This window comes from Hymenobacter sp. CRA2 (assembly GCF_002007105.1).
In the GTDB taxonomy this organism is placed as follows: Bacteria; Bacteroidota; Bacteroidia; order Cytophagales; family Hymenobacteraceae; genus Solirubrum.
On sequence record NZ_MVBC01000007.1, the window covers coordinates 120,831 to 139,367 of the forward strand.

Here is an 18,537-nt window from a genome sequence, read left to right on the forward strand (position 1 = left end):
ATTGGGCTTCTGTTGGGTAAGCGCGTTACCCTTGATTGGCCTCATCAGCTGCGGCCAGCCCGGCGGCGTGCAGCGTGCGGCGGCGGTCCAGCTTGCCGCTGGCCGTTTGGGCAAATTGCGCCGCGTAGTGCACCGCGCGCGGCACTTCGTAGCGGCCCAGCCGTTCGCGCAGCAGCGCCAGGACCTCCGCTTCGGCTGCTTCCGGCAGCGGTTCGCCTTCGACTACGGCCGTTACCTGCTGGCCCAGCCGCTCGTCGGGCAGGCCCGTGACGAAGGCGCGGCGGCCCAGGTGACCCAATTCGGCCAGCGTCACTTCCAGTACCTGCTCTACTTTCTCGGCCGGCACTTTCACCCCGCCCGAGTTGATGACGAAATCGGCGCGGCCCAGCCATTCGAACAGGTGGTGGTCGTGCTCGGCGAAGCGCACCAGGTCGTTGGTCTGGATCAGCTCCTGGCTGGTCACGTCGCCGCGGATGGCGAGGCAGCCGCGCGCGTCCTGCTCCACGTGCAGGCCGGGCAGCACGCGGTAGTAGGCGGAGGCGTCGGGGCCGTTGAGGCGGCGCAGGGCAATGTGGGAGCAGGTTTCCGTCATGCCGTAGGTGTGGTAGAGCGGCACCCGCAGGCCTTGGGCCAGCTGCGTGAGCGAATAATCCACGGCCGCCCCCCCGATGAGAATGGCCTGCATGCGTTCCAGCTGGGGAGCGTGGCCATGCTCCAGCACCGTGCGCAGCTGCAGCGGCACGAAGGAGCCGAAGTCGAACTCCGCATCCTCCGGCACCCAGGCAAACGGATCGGCCACGGGCTCGGTAATGGTCAGGTGAAGGCCGTGTTCAAAGGCGCGCACCAGCATCATCAGCCCGCCGATAAACTCGCAGTTCAGGCACACGAGCATGCGCTGGCCCAGCCCCAGGCCCAGGTGGCTCATGGTCCGCTGGGCACTGGCTACGAGCTGGCTGCGGCGCAGGGTAATGGGCTGCGGTGTGCCCGTGGAGCCGGAGGTGGTAAGCACAAACTCCTGCACGCCGTTGAGCCATTGCCGGCAAAAATCCAGGATGCGGGCCTCGTAGCCGTTGATGTCGGCGCCGGCATGACCGGGGTACTCCTGAATGTCGGCGTAGCGGTAGCGGCGGCCGTTGAGCAGCAAGGAATCGGGGGCGGTGGTAGCGGGCATGAGCAGGAGTAGACCGGAGGAAAGTCGTATGCTGATACCGGTCGGGGCAAAGAAAGGATGCAGCGCGTAAAGCCAGAGCCATGGCCCGCCCACTAGAAAGTGGTGGCTTGGCGATGTTGTTGTATTGGTTTGTATTGTGAGTGAGTGGACGCTTACCGGTAAATTCCGTATCTTACGGATAGCTGTACCAACTTTCTTACTGCCATGAACACGTTCGTCCGCCCCGCCAAGACCTCGGTCCAGACCCAGCCGCAGGCAGCTACTACTTCGGCTCAGCTGCCGGAATACCCGTATGCGGCTGCCACGCCCGCACCGCAGCCCGCGCGGCCTCTGCCCGACGAGGAAGACGAAAAGGACGCTCAAACCAAGCGTGATTTTTACGCCTGGTGCTCCGGCTGCGAGGGCTTCGGCTCTATTTTCTAGCCCAGTGCTGCGAGAGCAGCCAGCGCTGGTACCGGTGCTGGGTGGGCCAGCTGAGCGTCGTCAGGCCAAGCAGCAGCAGCACGTAATAGCACAAATGAATAGGGTCGCCGGTGGTTTGGTAAAACAGCAGCGGCGGCAAGCCCAGCAAGCCCAGCAGGCTGTTGTACAGCAGCTGGCGGCTGCGGTATACCCGGCGGTTTTCGCGGATGGGCCGGCGCAGATCGGGCCGCATGTACCGTGAAAGAGTGTAAAGGCTGCTGCCCACCATCAAAACCAGCAGGAAAGCCAGCAATATATACGGCCCCAGCGCCGGCGCGGCCCCTCCCGGGCCGGGCACCGCCCGCAGCCCACGGCCCGTCCAGAGCACGAGTGCCGCCATAAGTGTCCCCTGTACGGTATAGTGCACCGCGTGGAAAAACTGCGTCAGGCGAATAGGCGCCATAGGAGCACGGATGGAGCTAGGTTGGGACTTGTGAGATACGAAATGCCCAGGCAAAGGTCAAGCCCTACGGCAACTGGAACGGACAATGCTATAAGTGATTAAACGCTACCTATAGCTCCGGCGCAGGGTAGCTGCCCGGCATCAAGGCGCATAAAAACGGCCCGGTACGCACGAGGCGAACCGGGCCGTTTTTATGCGCCTTCGGAGGCTACTGCACCAGCAGCTTGAGCTTCTGCACATGGGTGCGCAACTGCACCGTCAGCACGTACACGCCGCGCCGCAAATTGCCGGGCAGGGGGTAGGCCAGCGGGCGGTTGGCCACAAATTCCACGGGCAGGCTGCTGCCGATGGGCTGGCCCTGGGCGTCGCGCAGCTGCAGCTCGGCCGGACCTTCGTAGCCCGTTACCGTGAGCTGGGCCTGCTGCCCAGCCTCCACCGGGTTGGTGATTTTGACCACCGGCTGCTCTGCCAAGGATTTTTTATCGGAACTGCTCAGGTCAGTAGTGCGGGCCACGGCAGGAGCAGACCACGTGGTAGACTGGGTCGAGACGCGCAGGGTGTAGGCCGAGGCACTGGTGTTGCCGTTGTAGCCGTACACTTTCACGTAGTAAGTGGCCGCCGGCGCGCCGTTGTACACGACGGTTTCGGCCGTGGTGCCCGGCTGCGTCGAGGAGTAGAGCAGCGTGCCGCTGGCATTATACAGCTCCAGGTCGTAGTCGACGGGCACGTTGGTCAGCGTCACCTTCAGGTTGTTGTTGGTCGTGGAGCTCGTGAACTTGTACCAGTCCACGTCGCCGGCGGGGCACACGTAGGCGGTGTTGTTCACGTTCACGCCGATGGCCGGCGCGGCGGCCAGGGTTTCGTTGGCTTCGTAGCTGTCGGTGGGGCAGGCGGTGGTGCTGCCACCGGTGGAGGTCCAGCGGGCCGTAAAGCCCGGGCGCGTGGTAGCGCAGTCGCTGCGGAACTCCAGAAACATCTTGCCCGACGAAGCCGTGAGCGTGGCCGGCAGCGAGGTGCCGGAAAACTTGCCGAGCAGCGGGGCGCGGTTGTTCGCGCCGTTGAACACCAGCAGGTGGTCGTAGCCACTCTCTACGTCGAAGCTGCTGAAGCTCAGCGTCACGCTGGTCGCGCCCGTGGGGGCTATAAGCTGGCACTGGCGCGCGTCGTCCGCGTAGTTGGCGGCGCTGCCGCCCGGGTCGTACACGTTGCCCGAAGCCGCCGTCAGCGTGCTCACCGTCGGGTTGTTGTTCACCAAGGTGTAGAAGTACTCCCAGTTCCAGTTCACGCCCGGGTCGGTATGCGTCTGGTTGGGGTAGTGTTGGTGGCCTTTGATCTTGACGCAGGCGCCAGTGCTGTAGGTGCCGGTGGTAGCTGCGCCGTAGAACGTGCGCAACCCATTGATGCCGTAGCCACTGCCCACAATATCGCGTGCCAGCGCCGCCGAGCTTGTGTACATGGCCGTGGTGTACCACGAGGCGTCGTCCACGTAGCCCTCGTGCTCCGTGCCGATGGTGTAGGGGTTTTCCGAGCCGATGTGCCAGGCTTTGTTGGCTTCGCTGACCATCTGTGTCACCTGCCCGTCGCTGGAGCGGATGACGTAGTGGGCCGATACCTGCGCCGAGCAGTTCTTGAACCACGAAAGCGTGCCCGCGTAGGAGCCCTGCGTGGTGTGAACGGCGTAGTGGGTTACGGCCGTGCCGCTGCGCGAGCTGTAGTTGCAGGTGGTCAGGTCAGTATTGGCCGGGCCGTAGTCCGTCGAGGCCGTGCGTGCGGCTGTGGAGCTAGCCGGGTCGTAGCGCTGGCCGTCGGCTTCCACGCTTCTATCGGATACCTGCGTGGTGCTGGCGCTCAAAATGCGGTAGTTGGCGCTGAAGATGGCCGGCAAATAGAGGTGGTAATCCGGGAAGCGGTAACGCTGCTGGTTTTCCGCCTTGGTCAGGAAGGTGAGCACGCTGTACAAATGCGAGTCCAGGGCGTAGCTGTTCACCGCGTCCTTTTCCAGGGGCAGCTCGCTCAGCGCGATGAGCACCGGCAGGTGCTTGCCAGGGTTATCAGCCGTGAGCTGTTGTTGCTCGGCCAGCTTGGCATAGGCAGCGGCATAGGCCAGAATATTAGCGCCGGGCTCCTGCTGAATGCGCGTGACGCTGATGCCCGAAAGCTGCGCCACTACTTTCAGGTTCTCGCGGAAATAATCTTTGCCATCGGCGAACAGGCCCATCACCCCCACTGGCAGCGGCATACCAGTGCAGCTCGTCGGCTCTGCCGGACCAATGTGGCGGATGTGGGTTTGGGTGTAGGCCACAGCCTCCAGCATGCCCCGCGGAATGATTGGGTACTGCCGGTACGCCGCGGCAAAGTCGGCAGCGTAGGGCACTTCCGCCTCAAGGGTTTGGTAGGGCGCAGTTTGGGCGTGCGCGGCCATGGGCAGGCCCAGCAGGCCTGCCCAGAGCAGTAAAGTTGTTTTCATAAAACGAACGGTGGTTAGGTGCTTTGGTATCGGTAAAGTAATGTTATTCTGGTATTGTCAATAACATATTCGGTTATATTTTGTAAAATTTTTAAAGCCTTTCGGAGTTGGGCGTTAGCTGTAAAGATCGATCCTATGATAGGGTAGGGGGACAAACCTTCAGGTCATCCATACCCCTGCGCGGAACGTGTAAGGGGGCTTAACAATGTGTATGATCATGGGTGAATTTAATATTGATTAAGTGCAAATATTACTGCGCTTGCGAAGTCCCTGATTTATTGAGTTGACTGGCTGATTGTCTGATTAGTTGGATGCAATAATGAAGCGTTTATAATTCGTCAGGAATAAACACTTCCTTAAAAGATAAACCACTGATTTTAGGCTTACCAGCTTGTTGTTACCTACTTTTTTGCTCAGCTTAAGGGCCGCTTAGCTCCTACTTTTCCCATAGTTCCTGATATGCGCCTTTTTATTCTTGCCCTGCCCTTGTTGCTAGCACTGCCTGTTGCGGCCCAGCACGGCGGAAGTCCAAAAACCAAAGCAGTGCCGGCTGCCAAGCCGGTAACGGTACCAGCGCCGGTGGCGCACTCGCCGCAGGTGCTGGATCAGCAGTACGGCTTCCGCGGGGTGAAGCTGGAGGCCGACAGCACCAGCCTGAGCGCTCTGGCCTTTGAGCGCCGCGACAACGACTTGTTTTATTACCATCGCGACACCGATAGCCTGACGTGGGCCAAGGCGGCTGTATCCGGCCCGAGCTACGCGTTTTACCGCGGTAAGCTGCTGAGCCTGTCCTTTACCACCAAGGGCGCCGCCAACAGCCACGCCGTGCTGGCCCGCCTGCAGGACCTCTACGGCCCGGGCGAGCAGAAAGGCACGCAGCAGCGGTTTACCTGGCGCGGCGAGCGGACCCTACTACGCTACGAAGAAAGCTCCACCAGCAACAACGCCGTCGTTACCCTTACCTCTTTGCCGCTGACCATTCGCCGGCAGCAGGACGTGAGCGGCGTCATCGAGCAAACAGCTGCCAACCGTTAAGCTAAGTTTGCTCTGCACAGTACATGAAAAAAGCCCCGTTGCAGGAGCTTTTTTCATGCAGATACTCAGCGCCGACACCGCGCATTAGAGCAGCGCGTAGTGCGAGGCGACGGCCGCCTGACCAGAATAGATTGCAGGCCATTGGCCCGAAGCAGCCGCCCGAGCACCCGCCGCGCGTCGGCCTGCCCGATGAGGATGTTGGCCAGATCGAGGTTGGCAACGAATACACCGTGTGCCGTCAGGCTGGCCGATGCCATTTCGATTACCCGCAGCTTGTCGCCGAGGTAATGCAGGCCGTGCAAACAGGTTATCAGGTCGAATTACCGGGGCGCGGTCCAGTCGACCACGGAGGCCACTTCGAAGGTGAGGCCGCTCACCACCGGCGGAACAGGCGCAAACGCATCGACTAAATCCACGCCGTGCAGGATGAACGACCCGGGCGCACCGAGGCGCTGGAAGTGCTCGGCCGTTTGCCGCAGGGCGTTGCCCGCGCCGCAGCACAGATCCAGCCAGGCCGCCTGGCCGAACTGCCGGAGCAGCGCGCCGAGGTAACTTTCCGGGGCCAGCTTCAGGGCTTGTGCGTAGCGGTTGGCGCCGCGCAGGCGGTTCATGGCCGAGTTGGCTACCACCGGCGACCAAATCAGCTGCTCTTCGCTGAGTAACGCCATCGGTTAAGCCGTAGGCGCATCGTCGGCCGCCGTGCGTGCGGCCTGCCGCTGCAGGCGTTTCTGCCGCCACGGCGCGTCGATTTCCCAGTCGCCGGCCATAATGCAGCCGTAGGGCAGGATTTCGTCAACGACTTCGCCGAGGCCGAAGTGCTGCATTTGCGCCTTCACCGCGCGGGCATCCTTGTAGGCGCTCGGCAGCTCGGAAATATCGATGTGGTTGGAGAAGAAGCGCACATCAAGGCCGGCCGTTTCTTCGGCGAACAGCTGCTCGATGGTTTTGTGGGCCTGCAGGCGCTTGTGGGCCGAGCGGCTGATGTTGCGGCCTGCCCCGTGCGGGGCAAATCCCAGGTTGGTTTCCGTGGTCTGGCCGCGCACCACAAGCACCGGCTCGCGCATGTTCAGGGGAATCAGCCGCAGACCATCTTGGCTATCGGGCACAAATTTATCGTCGAGCGGCGTGGCGCCTTTGGCGTGATAAAACAGGTCCTGGTCCTTGAAGACGAAGTTGTGCTCGTTCCAGAAGCGGTTCAGCACCTCAGCCCGCAGCCCGGCTGCCGTTGCGTCGTGCAGGGTGCTGTGGTTGAGCTTGGTCCACGTGCGCACGATCTGCAAGGCCTCCCAGTAAGCGCGGCCCTCGTCGGTGTCGTAGGGAATCCAGGCGTTTTTGGCCAGGGTAGTGGGGGCAATATCCTTGCGGAAGGCTTCGGCTACCTTCATGCCCTGCGAGTATAGGTGGGCGCCCAGGCCGCGGCTGCCGTGGTGCGTCACCATGATGGTTTCGCCGGTGTTGCGCGAGCGGCCTACGTACAGGAAGTGGTTGCCGTCGCCCTGGGTGGCAAGGTGGAACCGGGCGAAGTTGCGGCTGCGCTCGTCGTTGAGGAAGCGGTTCTGGCGCAGCTGCTCTTCCAACTCCCGCGGCAGGTCCGAAAACTCCGGTCGGCCGCCCCCGCCAAAGTGCGTGACGGCATGGGCCGTGTCGAGCACCTTTTTCGGGTCGAGGTGGCCGAAGTTGGTCATCATCACCGAGCAGCAGATATCCGCGCTGTGCATGGCCGGGTGGATGGCGTTGCGGGCCACGGCCACGCCACCCACCGGAATCTGCCCGATGGCGCCGGTGGGGCAGGCATCTGGCATGATGGTGCCGCCCACCAGCGTCGGCGTCTTCATCAGCTCCTGCATGGTCAGCAGCACCTGTTCCACGTTGGCCGCTTCCGCCGGCGTATCGGCCTGAATGTTCTGGTGAAAGGGGAGGGGCGCCTCGTGCGGGTACACCACGCGCGGGCTGACGGTTTGCAGGTATTCTGCCAGAGCGGGGCCGCTGAGTTCGTAGCGGTTGGCGTGCTCCAGGGCTTCCTTAAACCACTTGGAGGGACGGTAGCCCAGGTTAATAAAATCCTGACCGGTAATCATAGCAAAAAGTCGATGGGAAGAGCCCGAAGCTACGGCAAACTGAGCAGACCGTGGGCGCCGTAAACGCCGCTGGCGCGAAGCTGTGGCTACCTGACGTCCCGCGGTTTTCAGCACACTCGGGTAGGTGCTGCTAGGGGCGAATAGGCGGCGAGGCGAAAGGTGCTGATTAGACCCAGAGCATGCCCCGAAATCCTCGGGCAGCGTAATAAGAAGCGGCCCCGTTGTGATAAACGAAGACCCGCCCGTAGCGCAAGTCCGCGTAAAGCGCCCCGCCGAGCTGGCGGATATCAGCAGGCGTGCTCAGCCAGCTCGACGTTTTTTGGTCGAACCGCCCCAGCTTTTGCAGCTGCCGGTATTGCTCTTCCGTCAGCAATTCGATGCCCATGGCGGCGGCCATGTCGAGCGCGTTGGCGGCGGGTTTGTGCTCTTTCCTGGATTCCTGCGCTGCGCGGTCGTAGCACGTGCTCCGGCGGCCGGTGGGGCTTTCCGCCGCGCAATCCACAAACTGATACGCGTCCGTCTTATCGTCGTAGCCCACCACATCCGGTTCGCCGCCGGTCTGCTCCATGGCGTGGAGCGCCGCCAGCTTTTCCAGATTGCGCTCCAGCTTGCCTTGAATGGGTGCCCACGCAAGCCCTGGGTGGCGGCTCGGATGGTGCTCAAAGCGGGCTTGCAAAGTGCGGAGTAGTTCTTCGCGTTGCTCCGACGATAACGCCTGGTTTGCTGTGCTCATATGGGAAAGCGGGTAGTAGGAATCAGCTGGAGAAAAGCAGGTACTTGGCGCAGCCGACAGCCTGCCTCGCCTCAGCCGGGAGCTAACAACGGCAATCCGCTTTGGGTATGCAAGAGTGCAGCGTCAGGCACAGGTAACCCAACACAGCCGTCAGCTTACAGCGGTACATAAAAAAACGTCCTGCAAGGCTGCCAAAACAGCCCTGCAGGACGCGCTGGGGTTACCAGAGTCGCCAAGCGGCCGGAGCCGCTACGGAAACTTCGGGAACTTGTCGAAATCCGGCTTGCGCTTCTCGATGAAGGCGTTTTTGCCCTCTTTGGCTTCTTCGGAGAGGTAGTAGAGCAGGGTGGCGTTGCCGGCCAGCTCCTGAATACCAGCTTGGCCGTCTAGTTCGGCGTTGAAGGACGACTTGAGCATGCGCAGGGCCAACGGGCTTTTCTCCAGGATCTTGTGGCACCACTGCAAGGTGGTTTCTTCCAGCTGCTCCAGCGGCACCACTTTGTTGACCAGGCCCATGTCGAGGGCTTCCTGGGCGTCGTACTGGTCGCAGAGGTACCAGATTTCGCGGGCTTTCTTTTGGCCCACGATGCGCGCCAGGTACGAAGCGCCGAAGCCGCCGTCGAACGAACCCACTTTCGGGCCGGTCTGGCCGAAACGGGCATTTTCAGCCGCAATGGTCAGGTCGCACACCACGTGCAGCACGTGGCCGCCCCCGATGGCCCAGCCGGCCACCATGGCAATGACGGGCTTGGGGATGGAACGGATGAGCTTTTGCAGGTCGAGCACGTTCAGGCGCGGCACCGTGTCGTCGCCCACGTAGCCGCCGTGGCCGCGCACGCTCTGGTCGCCGCCCGAGCAGAAGGCGCGCCCGCCCTCGCCGGTCAGAATCACCACGCCGATATCGGTCCGGTCGCGGCAGATGTGCATGGCCTCAATCATTTCCTGCACCGTGAGGGGGGTGAAGGCGTTGTGGACCTGCGGGCGGTTGATGGAGATTTTGGCAATGCCCTCGTGGAAGGAAAACAGAATTTCCTTGAATTCCTTGATGGGCGTCCAGTTGACTTGCTGGGACATGGGAGTGGGAAAAGGCCGTCATTCCGAGCTTGGCGAGGAATCTCGCGGGCTGATGTCAGGTAGTAAACTCAAGACAAGAATTACTATCCGGCGAGATGCTTCGGCTGCGCCTCTGCATGACGGGCAATGGGTTGAACGATTAGAAAAAAGACGTGCGCACGGCGGCGCGGTATTGTTCGAAGAAGGCGGCGTTGCTGGCCGAGTCGGTGGTGATTTCCAGCACGGCGGCGTTGCCCTTGCTGCTCGGTGCAAAGAAAACCGGCAGCACCTTATCTAGTTCGGCAAACGAGGTGGCAATGAAGTAGCGCAAGCCAAAATCCCGCGCCGTGTTTTCGGCCGTCAGGGCCTGCCGCGTCTCAAAGAACTCCTCCAGTTCGGGCTGCTGCCGCGGCCCGTCGATCAGCCGGAAGATGCCGCCCGCGTGGTTGTTGATGAGAATAACGCGCAGGTTGGGCGTGGGGTAGTTGTGCCAAAAACCGTTGCGGTCATAGAAGAAGGCCACGTCGCCGGTGAGCAGCACCACGGGGCGCTCGGGCTGGGCCAGTGCCGCGCCTACTGCGGTAGAGTTGCAGCCATCGATGCCACTGGTGCCGCGGTTGGCGAAGACCTCGACGGTGCTGCCAGCCGGTAGGCCCAGGATGTTGGCGTAGCGCACGGCCATGCTGTTGGCCAGGTGCAGCGCGGCGCCGTTGGGCACCAGCTGCAGGGCGCGGTAAATGGCCGTAAACTCGTTGAACGGCTGGTTGGGCTGCGTAATGAACTCGCGCAGGAAATCCGTGGCCCAGCCGTTGGCCCGCTGCCAGGGCGTGGTGTAAGCGTCTTTGGGAGCCGCCGCCTCGCCGCGGGCTGAGCCGGGACCTTGCCAGGTCAGGCGGGTGTTGGCTGCTGGCGTTGTGCCGGGAGGAGGATTTGAGCCGGGGGCTTGAGCAGCTGTAGTCGCGCCAGGAATCGAACCTGGATCAAGAGCTTCGGGGACTAGTATACTCTCGAAAAATGCCGCCGGCTCCATGCGAATGATGCGCGTGAGCGAGCGGAACGTATCGGCCACCGGGCCGGCGGGCTGCACGTGCCAGTGCTGCTGCGGCGCGAAGTCGCGGAGGTAATTTTTCAGTGCCTTCGATATCAACGACTGGCCGTAGGTGATGAGCAGCTCCGGCCGCAAGGCTTCCCGCAGACCCTGCTCGGGCACTGCCATGAACACGTCCTGCTTGCCCAGCGGCGCAGTGCGCACGTCGAAGTCAGGCCCGACGGGCTGGTGCACGTTGGCAATCAGGTCGCCGACCACCGGAATCTGGTACGCCGTGGCCAGCCGGCGCAGGGCCAGCAGCAGCGGCTCGTCGGTGGGGTGCTGCCCGGCCACGATGAGCACGCGCTTGGTCTGCCCCAGCTGTCGGCGCAGCACGTTCAGCTCGCCCGCGGGCAGCTGCGGCACGCCGGCCACCTCGCGGCTGATCTTGACCGACTCGTATTGAATTTCCTCGCCGGCTTTGGGGTAAAACGGCTCCCGCAGGGGCACATTTACCTGCACTGGTCCGGCCGGAAACTCCTGCGCGATGTTGATGGCCTCATTGACCAGGCGCGTGGCCTGCCATCGGGCGTCGGCGTGCGTAAAGTCTACCGGCAGCTCGAAGGCCGCCTTGGCGTGGCGCCCGTACAGATTGGTCTGGCGGATGGTCTGGCCGTCGAGCTGGTCAATCCACTCCGGCGGGCGGTCGGCGGTGAATACCACCAGCGGAATCTGCTGGAAAAACGCCTCCGCCACCGCAGGAGCGTAGTTCACCCCCGCCGTGCCGGAGGTGCATACCAGCGCTACAGGCCGCCGCTGCGCCTGCGCCAGGCCCAAGCCAATAAAGGCCGCGGCGCGCTCATCGGGCACTACGCGCACGCGCAGCTCGGGGTGGCGGGCAAAGGCAATGGTAAGCGGCGCCGACCGCGACCCGGGCGACAAAACCACATCGGTGATGCCGTGCTGGGCGCAGATTTCGGGAATGTTGTGGATGGGCTGAAGCGTGGCCAAGGGCAGGAGCGAGGTAAGGCGCGGCAAAGGTAAACCGCGCAGCCAACTGATTCCGCTGCTTACGCGGAATCCAACGAAAGCGGACAGCTGTATAAGCGTAGCCGCTACTCGTCCAGCACCGAGCCCACCGTGCGCAGCTTCATTTCCGTTTCCTGCCACTCCTTCGCCGGGTCCGATTCCGTAGTGAGGCCGGTGCCGGCGTACAGAATAGCTTCAGTGGGGCGCAGCTGCATGCAGCGCAGGTTCACGAACAGGCGCGAGGTGCCGGGCGCGGGCAGGTTCACGGGCCCCAGGAAGCCGCTGTAGTAAGTTCGGTCGTAGCCTTCGTGGCGCTGCAGGAAGCCCAGGGCTGCCTCGCGGGGCATGCCGCCCACGGCCGAGGTCGGGTGCAGCAGCCGCAGCATGTCGGTGGCGAAAGTAGGGGAGGTGACGCGCTTCAGATCCACCCGAAACTCCGTGCGCAGGTGCAGCAGGTTGCCCGCCTGCACGGTTTTGGGCCCGGTTTCGTCGTAGTCGCGGATGCGCAGCTGCTTGAAGCAACCCACCACGTAGCGTCCCACCATGGCCTGTTCCTCGATGTCTTTCTGCCGCCACATCGCCGAGTTGGCGGTGATATCCGGCGTGAGCGGCTGCGTGCCAGCCAGGGCCATGGTCCGAAACTCCGCCCCATCGGTTTCCACCAGCACTTCGGGCGTGGCGCCCAACCACGTACCGGCCTGCGGCGCACTGACCAGGCTCACAAACGCGCGCGGATGCTGTCGGCACAGCTCGTCGAAAGCTTTCAGGGTATCGAAGCCTGCCGGCAACGGACGCAGCGCGGCCCGGCTCGATACTACTTTGGTCATCTGCCCGGCCCGGATGGCGCCCACGGCCTGGGCCACCAGCGTTTCGTAGCCGCCGCGGTCGGTGGTAGCCGGCAGCGGTTGCGGGCTCACGTGCCATGCCAGTTGTTCGGGCTCCGTGGTTTCGTGGATGACGCGCTGCACGGCCGCTACTGCTTCCACCGGCAGCGCGTGCGAGAGACTCAGCTGCTGGCCAGCCGAGAAATCCAGCACCACGTCGGCGGGCAGCAGCATGGCCTCGGCCGTGTCGCCGTCCTGGAAGGGGTAAAAGGCAAAGCCGGCCGGGGCCGTGGGCTCCAGCGACGGCGGTAAACCCGACAGGTGCAGCGGCCGCAAGCTCAGCAGCAGTACTGGCGCGGCCGCGTGCGGCAGGCGCCACAGGGCCACCGAGCCCTCGTGCCGCAGCGCCAGGGCTACCAGCCGGCGCACCGTGGCGGAGGCGGCCGTGTCGGCTACTTGTTTTTGCGTCACTGCTGAATCTTTTTGGCCGGCAACTCAATCACCGCCATCGTAATGCGGCTCACGCAGATCAGGGCGTTGGTTTCCTCGTGCCGGATCTTGATTTCCCAGATCTGGGTGGTGCGGCCCAGGTGCAGGGCCTCGGCCCGGCCCAGTACGTAGCCCGAGCGCACGCTCTTGATGTGGTTGGCGTTGATTTCTAACCCCACGCAGGCGTAGCGCGTACGGTCTACTTGCAGCACTGCGCCGATGCTGCCCAGTGTTTCGGCCAGCACTACCGAAGCACCGCCGTGCAACAGGCCCATGGGCTGGTGCGTGCGGTGGTCGACGGGCATCCGGCCCTCGATGAATTGCTCGCCCACGGCGGTGATTTCAATGCCGAGATGCTCGCCCATGGTGTTGCGGGACCAAGCGTTGAGTTCGGCCACCGAGGGCAGAGAAGCGGAAGCAGGCAGCATAAAAGTGGAGTGGCGCTAAGTAGGTTCCCGAAACGTTCGGGGCCGCTAAAGTGCTACTTTTGGCCCCCATCTCAGCAAAACTACGCCCCAAAACCGCGTGGTCAAGAAAATCTACCTCATTCGCCACGGCCAGACGTACTTCAATGTGCGCGGCATTGTGCAAGGCAGCGGCGTCGACGCGCCCCTCAACGACGTGGGCCAGCAGCAGGCCCGGCAGTTTCACGCCGCCTACCAGCACGTGCCCTTCGACCGGGTGCACATTTCCACCCTGATGCGTACCCAGCAGTCGGTGCAGCCCTTCCTCGACATGGGCCTGCCCCACGAGCGGCACCGCGCCCTCGACGAAATCAGCTGGGGCCACCGCGAGGGTACGCGCATCACCCCCGAAGAAGACATCGAGTACCACGGCCTGCTGCGTGCCTGGCAGCGCGGCGAAACCCAGCTGGCTCTGCCCGGCGGCGAAAGCCCGGAGCAGGTAGCGGCCCGGCAGCGGCCCTTCATCGAGGAGGTGCTGCGCGGCCGGCCCGAGGAAGAAACCGTGCTGGTGTGCATGCACGGCCGCGCCATGCGCGTGCTGCTGTGCCAGCTGCTGAACTACCCGCTCAGCCGCATGGACCACTTCGAGCACCGCAACCTGTGCCTGTACCGCGTGCACTACACCGGCTCGTTGTTCAGCATCCGCAGCTACATGGATACCGCGCATCTGATGTAAGGTCCACGCCGAAAACCACTGCCCAAAAGCAGTAGCCAAGGGCGCGCAAATCCATGGGCTGGGCCCGGTGAAGCTGCCCTGAACTGTTTGTCGTCGCCTGGGTTACTCAGTCAGCGCCGTTTCGCTGAATACCCTAAGGCTTTCGAAGCCGGGAACGTTTGCGCAAATTCGGGTTTGCGGCCGGAAAAAATCCGGTCTATTTTTGACCCCCTGAACACAACTGACGACTAGCAATGGCCCAAATCATAAAAATGCCCAAGATGAGCGACACGATGACGGAAGGTGTCATCGCCGCGTGGCTCAAAAAAGTGGGCGACAAGGTAAAGTCGGGTGACATCCTGGCGGAAGTGGAAACCGACAAGGCCACCATGGAGCTGGAGAACTACGAAGACGGAACCTTGCTGTACATCGGGCCGAAAGAAAAAGAATCGGTTCCGGTGGACGGGGTATTGGCCATCATCGGCAAAGAAGGTGAAGACATTTCCGGCTTGCTGAACCAAGCCGGCGGCAACGGCGCCGCAGCGCCCGCACCCGCCGCCGAGCAGCCCCAGGCCGAGCAACCGGCCCCCGCGCCGGCTCCCGCTGCGCCTGCCCCGGCTCCTGTAGCCGCGGCGCCGGCCGGCAACGGCAAAAAAGCCACCGTGGTGCGCATGCCCAAGATGAGCGACACCATGACCGAAGGCGTTATTGCCTCCTGGCTCAAGAAGGTGGGCGACAAAGTGAAATCAGGCGACATCCTGGCCGAGGTAGAAACCGACAAGGCTACGATGGAGCTGGAAAACTACGAGGACGGCACCCTGCTCTACATCGGCGCCAAGGATGGTGAGTCCGTGGCCGTAGATGGCGTGCTGGCCGTTATCGGCGAAGAAGGTGCCGACGTACAGGCCCTGATTGGTGGCCAGTCGGGTGGTGCTTCGCCGGCGCCGGCCGCGGCGCCGCAGCCAGAAGCTGCTCCGGCGGCCGCTGCTGCGCCGGCCGCTAACGCCGCTGAAGCAGCTCCGCAGGCTGCCGCTACGGCTTCGGCCGGTGGCCGCATCTTCGCTTCGCCGCTGGCCAAGCGCATTGCGCAGGACAAAGGCATCGACCTGAACGCCGTGAAGGGCTCGGGCGAAAACGGCCGCATCGTGTCGCGTGACCTGGAAAATGCCCAGCCCGGCGCCGCGCCGCAGGCTGCTCCGGCCGCTCAGCCCACGGCTGCGCCGCAACCCGCCGCGGCACCCGCTCAGCAGGCTGCTCCGGCACCGCAAGCGGCCCCGGCCGCCCCGGCTGCCGCCGAAGGCACTTACACCGAGACGCCGGTGTCGCAGATGCGCAAGGTCATTGCCCGCCGTCTGTCCGAGAGCCTGTTTACGGCCCCGCACTTCTATCTCACGATGGAAATTTCGATGGACAAAGCCATCGAAGCCCGCGGCCGCCTCAACGAGCTGTCGCCGGTGAAGCTGTCGTTCAACGACATGGTCATCAAGGCTGCCGCCGTGGCGTTGCGTCAGCACCCGGCCGTAAACTCCTCGTGGCTCGGCGACAAAATCCGCGTCAACAAGGTGTACAACATCGGCGTGGCCGTGGCCGTGGACGAAGGCCTGCTGGTGCCCGTGGTGCGCAACGCCGACCAGAAGGGCCTCTCGGCCATTGCCTCGGAGGTAAAAGAGCTGGCTGGCAAGGCCAAGAGCAAGAAGCTGCAGCCGGCCGAGTGGGAAGGCAGCACCTTCACCATCTCCAACCTGGGCATGTTCGGCATCGAGGAATTCACTGCCATCATCAACCCGCCGGATGCCTGCATCCTGGCCGTGGGCGGCATCAAGCAGACGCCCGTGGTGAAGGACGGCCAGATCGTGGTCGGCAACGTGATGAAAGTGACGCTGTCCTGCGACCACCGCGTGGTGGACGGCGCTACCGGCGCCGCCTTCCTGCAGACGCTGAAAGGCCTGCTGGAAGACCCGATGCGCATGCTCATCTGAGCTGCCTAACCACCTGAATTGTATTGCCGAAGCCGGCCAGCCCTCGGGGTTGGCCGGCTTTATTTTCGCTGGCCTGGCAAAGGCAGAATGTATTTAGGTCAGCACCGGCTACCGGCCCCTTGCGGGCGGGCTGCGCCAGATTTGTGTGCTACCTTCCGCCCCTGCTGCTACGCACAGTCCTTTTCATTCCCCTCGCCAACCTCTATGCACAAGTATGTACTGGCCCTCGCGGCTGCTACGCTTTTCATGTCCACGGCCCCGGCCCAGCAGCGCCCCGCGCTGACGGAGCAGGACTACGCCCGGGCCGAACGGTTCCTGAGCTACAACACCCAAGCCCTGGTGGATGGCGGCGCAGGCGCGCCCAACTGGCTGGCCAACGACCGGTTCTGGTACCGCGTGCTCACGCCGCAGGGCAGCGAGTTTGTCCTCGTCGACCCGGCTCGCAAAAGCCGCACGGTAGCTTTCGATCAGGCCAAGCTGGCGGCTGCGCTGTCGACGGCCAGCGGCAAAACCTACGCGGCGGGCCGCCTGCCGTTTCGCAGCTTCGGGTTTGTGCCCGATGAAAAGAGCATCTCGTTCGCAGCCGCTGGCAAAACCTGGCAGTACGACCTGGCCAGCAGCCAGCTGAGTCCGGGAACGGCCGTGGCCCCCGCCCGCAACGAAGCCAACGAAATTCTGTCGCCCGACGGCAAGCTGGCCGCCTACATCAAGGACTACAACCTGTGGGTGCGCGATACGAAAACCAACCAAAGTACCCCGCTGACCACCGACGGCGTGCAGAACTACGGCTACGCCACCGACAACGCCGGCTGGAGCCACAGCGACAAGGCGGTGCTGCGCTGGTCGCCCGATTCGCGCAAGATTGCCACCTTCCGCCAGGACCAGCGCAACGTAGGCGACATGTACCTGGTGACGACCAACGTGGGCCATCCGAAGCTGGAAGCGTGGAAATACCCGCTGCCCGGCGACAAGGACATTGCCATGATCGAGCGGATAGTCATCGAGGTAAATCCGGCCAAAGTGGTACGCTTCCAGATGGCCCCGGACCCGCACCGCGGCACGCTCTCCGACGACATTTCCAGCAGCGGCACCTTCGACGACGTGGACTGGAGCGCCGACGCGAGCCAGCTGGCCTTCGTCTCGACTTCGCGCGACCATAAGGAAGAAAAGGTGCGCATTGTCGACGCCACGACCGGCGCTGTGCGAGACGTGTTTACGGAAACCGTCGCCACCCAGTACGAGTCGGGCCAGGGCGCTATCAACTGGCGCTACCTGCCCAAAACCAAGGAAATCATCTGGTACTCGGAGCGCGAGAACTGGGGCCACCTGTACCTCTACGACGCCACCAGCGGCAAGCTCAAAAAGCAAATCACCAAGGGCAACTGGGTGGTGACGCAGCTGCTGCGGGTGGACGAGAAAAACCGGCAGCTGTACTTCCTGGCCGATGGCCGGGAGCCCGGCAACCCCTACTTCACCCACCTCTACCGCATCGGGCTGGATGGCAAGAACCTCACCCTGCTCACGCCGGAAGCCGGCAACCACCAGGTGACGTTTGCGCCCTCGGGTAAGTACTTCGTCGACACGTACTCGCAGCCCGACCGCCCCGGCAGCACGGTGCTGCGCTCGGCCGATGGCAAGCTGATTTCGACCCTGGAGAAAACCGATATTTCCCGCCTCACCGCTACTGGCTGGAAGGCGCCCACGCCCATCACGGTGAAGGCCGCCGACGGGCAGACCGACCTTTACGGGCTGATGTTTACGCCCAGCACGCTGGAGGCTGGCCGGAAGTACCCCATCATCGACTACATCTACCCCGGGCCGCAGGGCGGGGGCGTGGGCAGCTGGTCGTTTGCGGCGGCGCGCAACGACCACCAAGCCCTGGCGGAGCTGGGCTTCGTGGTGGTGGTGATTGAGGGCAGCTGCAACCCGCTGCGCTCCAAAAGCTACCACGACGCCTGCTACGGCAACATGGCCGAAAACACGCTGTCGGACCAAGTGAGCGGCATGCGCCAGCTGGCCCAACGCTTCCCCTACATCGATTTGGAGCGGGCTGGCATCTGGGGGCACTCGGGCGGCGGCTACGCTACGGCCGCGGCCCTGTTCCGCTACCCCGACTTCTTCAAGGTGGGCATCTCCGAGTCGGGCAACCACGAAAACCGCAACTACGAGGACGACTGGGCCGAGCGCTACATCGGCCTGCTCAAAACCAACGCCGACGGCACCACCAACTACGACAACCAAGCCAACGCCGTTAATGCCAAAAACCTCAAGGGCAAGCTGATGCTGGCCCATGGCTTGATGGACGACAACGTGCCGCCCTACAACACGTGGTTGGTGGTAGAAGCCCTCACCAAGGCCAACAAGAGCTACGACCTCGTGGTATTCCCCAACGCGGCCCACGGCTACGGCCAGTACTCGCCCTACATGATGCGTCGCCGCTGGGACTACTTCGTGCAGCACCTGGCTGGCGCCGAGCCCCCGCACGACTACCAGATGAAGCCCCGGCCCGACCCGCGCAACGCGGTGCAGTAGGCTGGTAGGCTTAAAAGCTCTAGACCGTCATTCCGAGCATCGTCGAGGAATGACGGTCTTTTTTCATTCAATGAGCATGACCCACTTCTCAGGAGCGACCTGGGGCAAGCTGGGCGTTCCAGGTGGATTCGCGTAG

General features: G+C 63.3%; 16 protein-coding genes. 5 read left to right on the forward strand and 11 right to left on the reverse strand.

Translation table 11 applies throughout. The features are described 5' to 3' along the window. Positions 1–25: 25 nt before the first annotated feature. Positions 26–1,171, reverse strand: a complete 1,146-nt coding sequence (locus B0919_RS12670; RefSeq protein WP_078012628.1) for an AMP-binding protein — start codon at positions 1,169–1,171, stop codon at positions 26–28. A 204-nt stretch (positions 1,172–1,375) separates the two neighbouring features. On the opposite strand from B0919_RS12670, the gene B0919_RS12675 reads away from it, so the two are divergent. Next, a complete protein-coding gene (locus B0919_RS12675; RefSeq protein ID WP_078012629.1) occupies positions 1,376–1,594 on the forward strand; it encodes a hypothetical protein in 219 nt (72 codons plus the stop codon). On the opposite strand, the gene B0919_RS12680 is transcribed toward B0919_RS12675, so the two are convergent. Together B0919_RS12680 and B0919_RS12685 are read right to left on the reverse strand one after the other, a co-directional pair. Beyond that, on the reverse strand, positions 1,584–2,036 hold the full coding sequence (locus B0919_RS12680) for a hypothetical protein (protein WP_139362093.1): 453 nt from the start codon (positions 2,034–2,036) through the stop codon (positions 1,584–1,586). The genes B0919_RS12675 and B0919_RS12680 overlap by 11 nt on opposite strands. A gap of 208 nt (positions 2,037–2,244) precedes the next feature. Then, positions 2,245–4,503, reverse strand: a complete 2,259-nt coding sequence (locus B0919_RS12685; protein WP_078012631.1) for an N-acetylmuramoyl-L-alanine amidase — start codon at positions 4,501–4,503, stop codon at positions 2,245–2,247. A 459-nt stretch (positions 4,504–4,962) separates the two neighbouring features. Here B0919_RS12685 and B0919_RS12690 point away from each other — a divergent pair, with 459 nt between their 5' ends. Further along, positions 4,963–5,538: a hypothetical protein gene (locus B0919_RS12690; protein WP_078012632.1), complete on the forward strand. Its 576-nt coding sequence runs from the start codon at positions 4,963–4,965 to the stop codon at positions 5,536–5,538. A gap of 65 nt (positions 5,539–5,603) precedes the next feature. Here the strand turns inward: B0919_RS12690 and B0919_RS24755 are convergent, their stop codons facing one another. The 8 genes from B0919_RS24755 to B0919_RS12725 form a co-directional block, all read right to left on the reverse strand. Continuing rightward, a complete protein-coding gene (locus tag B0919_RS24755) occupies positions 5,604–5,840 on the reverse strand; it encodes a hypothetical protein (RefSeq protein WP_139362094.1) in 237 nt (78 codons plus the stop codon). An 18-nt stretch (positions 5,841–5,858) separates the two neighbouring features. Continuing rightward, on the reverse strand, positions 5,859–6,206 hold the full coding sequence (locus B0919_RS12695) for a hypothetical protein (RefSeq protein ID WP_078012633.1): 348 nt from the start codon (positions 6,204–6,206) through the stop codon (positions 5,859–5,861). 3 nt (positions 6,207–6,209) lie between these two features. After that, entirely contained in the window at positions 6,210–7,616 is a 1,407-nt protein-coding gene (locus B0919_RS12700; RefSeq protein ID WP_078012634.1) for an RtcB family protein, read from the reverse strand. A 166-nt stretch (positions 7,617–7,782) separates the two neighbouring features. Next, positions 7,783–8,349: a DUF4256 domain-containing protein gene (locus B0919_RS12705; RefSeq protein WP_078012635.1), complete on the reverse strand. Its 567-nt coding sequence runs from the start codon at positions 8,347–8,349 to the stop codon at positions 7,783–7,785. 249 nt (positions 8,350–8,598) lie between these two features. Beyond that, a complete protein-coding gene (gene menB / locus B0919_RS12710; protein WP_078012636.1) occupies positions 8,599–9,423 on the reverse strand; it encodes a 1,4-dihydroxy-2-naphthoyl-CoA synthase in 825 nt (274 codons plus the stop codon). A gap of 139 nt (positions 9,424–9,562) precedes the next feature. Further along, complete coding sequence (gene menD, locus B0919_RS12715; protein ID WP_078012788.1) at positions 9,563–11,440, reverse strand: 2-succinyl-5-enolpyruvyl-6-hydroxy-3-cyclohexene-1-carboxylic-acid synthase; 1,878 nt, start codon at positions 11,438–11,440, stop codon at positions 9,563–9,565. A 104-nt stretch (positions 11,441–11,544) separates the two neighbouring features. Continuing rightward, positions 11,545–12,753 carry a chorismate-binding protein gene (locus B0919_RS12720; RefSeq protein ID WP_078012637.1) on the reverse strand — a complete coding sequence of 403 codons (1,209 nt, stop codon included), beginning with the start codon at positions 12,751–12,753 and terminating at the stop codon, positions 11,545–11,547. After that, on the reverse strand, positions 12,750–13,199 hold the full coding sequence (locus B0919_RS12725) for a hotdog fold thioesterase (protein WP_078012638.1): 450 nt from the start codon (positions 13,197–13,199) through the stop codon (positions 12,750–12,752). Before B0919_RS12725 ends, B0919_RS12720 begins: the two co-directional genes overlap by 4 nt. Before the next feature lie 97 nt (positions 13,200–13,296). Here B0919_RS12725 and B0919_RS12730 point away from each other — a divergent pair, with 97 nt between their 5' ends. The 3 genes from B0919_RS12730 (at position 13,297) to B0919_RS12740 (ending at position 18,401) form a co-directional block, all read left to right on the forward strand. Next, positions 13,297–13,911, forward strand: a complete 615-nt coding sequence (locus tag B0919_RS12730; RefSeq protein WP_078012639.1) for a histidine phosphatase family protein — start codon at positions 13,297–13,299, stop codon at positions 13,909–13,911. A gap of 233 nt (positions 13,912–14,144) precedes the next feature. Next, a complete protein-coding gene (locus B0919_RS12735) occupies positions 14,145–15,869 on the forward strand; it encodes a pyruvate dehydrogenase complex dihydrolipoamide acetyltransferase (protein WP_078012640.1) in 1,725 nt (574 codons plus the stop codon). A gap of 204 nt (positions 15,870–16,073) precedes the next feature. Beyond that, positions 16,074–18,401, forward strand: a complete 2,328-nt coding sequence (locus tag B0919_RS12740; RefSeq protein WP_078012641.1) for a S9 family peptidase — start codon at positions 16,074–16,076, stop codon at positions 18,399–18,401. Positions 18,402–18,537 lie beyond the last annotated feature (136 nt).